This window comes from Bartonella sp. AP88HLJMH, assembly GCF_042195605.1.
GTDB lineage: Bacteria > Pseudomonadota > Alphaproteobacteria > Rhizobiales > Rhizobiaceae > Bartonella.
This window is the reverse complement of record NZ_JBHIOR010000064.1, coordinates 1-2,034: the sequence shown is the minus strand read 5'-3', so window position 1 is coordinate 2,034 and position 2,034 is coordinate 1. Positions and strand designations below refer to the sequence as shown.

2 protein-coding genes are annotated in these 2,034 nt (G+C 42.6%); both read left to right on the top strand.

Annotation, left to right across the window (positions count from 1 at the left end):
* The coding region (locus tag ACFIMA_RS09485) for a hypothetical protein (protein ID WP_375693427.1) at positions 1-837 on the top strand (837 nt) is incomplete at its 5' end.
* 91 nt (positions 838-928) lie between these two features.
* Positions 929-2,034, top strand: a 1,106-nt coding sequence (locus tag ACFIMA_RS09480; protein ID WP_375632988.1) for a N4-gp56 family major capsid protein, incomplete at its 3' end; no start/stop codon positions are given.

Sequence of the window (2,034 nt, the reverse complement as noted above, 5' to 3'; positions counted from 1 at the left end):
TTTGATGATGAGAGCTCTTTTGATGCCGGCACTTATGATGGTGAAACGATTGATAATGATGATGTCACCTCTCCAGAACCGGTTGCAGAGCCCGTTGATAAGCCTTCAGAAATCGTTCCTATAGATCGGCAACGTGCAGAACAACAAGCCAACCAAGCCCGTGAAGCGCTTGTCAAGTTTTATAATGAACCGCAAGCCCAGACGCCAATGGTTGAAGGTGAAAGTGCGCCCCCAGACCCTACACAAGACATCATTGGCTACATGGGTTGGATGGGCAAAAAGCTACAAGAGCAAGATGCGTATATTAGGGCACAGCAGGATGTTCAAAGGCAAGCCATTGAATCCCACGAATTTAATGGACATTTGAACCAGTTTTTAGAAAGTTCAGTGACCTCTATCAAGGATAAATACAGTGATTTTGATGCGGCGGCAGATTTTCTTTATGAGACGCGTGCAAAGCAATTGAATGCATGGTCCTCTGTTTATCCGAATTATGCACAAAAGAGCACGATAGATGCGATTATAGGGGATGAATTACGTACGATTGTAGCGACTTGCGCCCAAAAGGGGGGTAATCCAGCAGAAGAGCTTTATAGGATAGCGCAAAACCTTGGCTATCAGAACCAAGCAGTGCAAGTGAATAATCAGGTTGCAGAACTTCAAAGTCGGCAGAATTCTGCGCGGACTTTGACAGCATCTGGAGGAGGGGGGAGTACTGGACCAATGACTTTAGCAAGCATTGATAGGATGTCAGAAGAAGAATTTGACGTTTGGATATCAAATCCGAAAAATAAAGCGATTTTTCGGCAATTACACGGTGCAGGTAACGGGTATTAAGAGTGCATTTTATAGAAATTAGTCTGTTTTATACAGGGCTATGATCCGGCTTTTAAGCCGGTTTTTTTTACAGCAAAGAAAGGTAAAATCAATGGCATTAACAACAGTTAGAGCAGATGATCCTCATGCGATAAGCACGTGGTCAAAATTATTAAATACAGAAGTTTCAAAGGCGATACCTATTGCCCCTCTTATAGGCAGGGGTTCAAACAGCATTATTCAACTTAAAACTGAAACACAGAAGGGCAGAGGGGATTGTGTTACATTTAGCTTACGTACACAGCTTTTGGGACGGGGAGTTACCTCAGGACAGACGCTTGAGGGGAATGAAGAGGCATTACAATTCCTTCATGACAGACTCTATATTGACGAGCTTTCGCATGCAGTTCGTGTAGAAAATGAAGGTAGTATAGCGCAACAACGTACAACGTTTGATTTGCGTGACGAAGCAAAAGATGGCTTAGTTGATTGGTATGCAGATCGCTTAAGCTTGATGTTTTTCATTCAAGCTTGCGGATATACAGCAAGGACAATCTCTTTTGAAGATCGGATGATAGATATCGAGAATGTGCATTATGGATTTAATGAACCTCTGGCACCAAGTAGTAAGCGAATTATCCGTCCAGATGGTAAAACCAAGGATGAAGATCTCAGTGAAGCGCCAAAACACAGCTTTAGTTTGAAGCTTATTGACGAAGCTGTAAAAATGGCGAAACTTGCTAATCCCAAAATTCGACCAGTACGTGTGAATGGGGAGAGTGTTTATGTTCTCTATTTGCACCCAACACAAGTGATGCAATTGCGCACCAATACAGAGACTGGACAGTGGCTTGATATTCAGAAAGCTGCTTATACGGGTTCGCGCGCGAAGAACCCGATTTTTGATGGTTCTCTTGGCATGTATAATGGTGTGATTTTACGTGAATCTGAACATGTCACTCATGGGGTTAAATCTACCGATCATACAGCGAAAAAAAGTGTGCGTCGTGCTGTTTTTCTTGGAGCACAAAGTATCGTTATGGCTTTTGGAAATAATCGCAATGTCAATCGCTATAAATTGGTGGAAGAGCATTTCGACTATCAACGTTACTATGGTTTGTCTGCGAAAACACTGATTGGCATGAAGAAAACCCGTTTCAAATTTCCAAATAGCTCTCAAGCAGCGCAAGATTTTGGAACGATTGTTATCCCCACCTA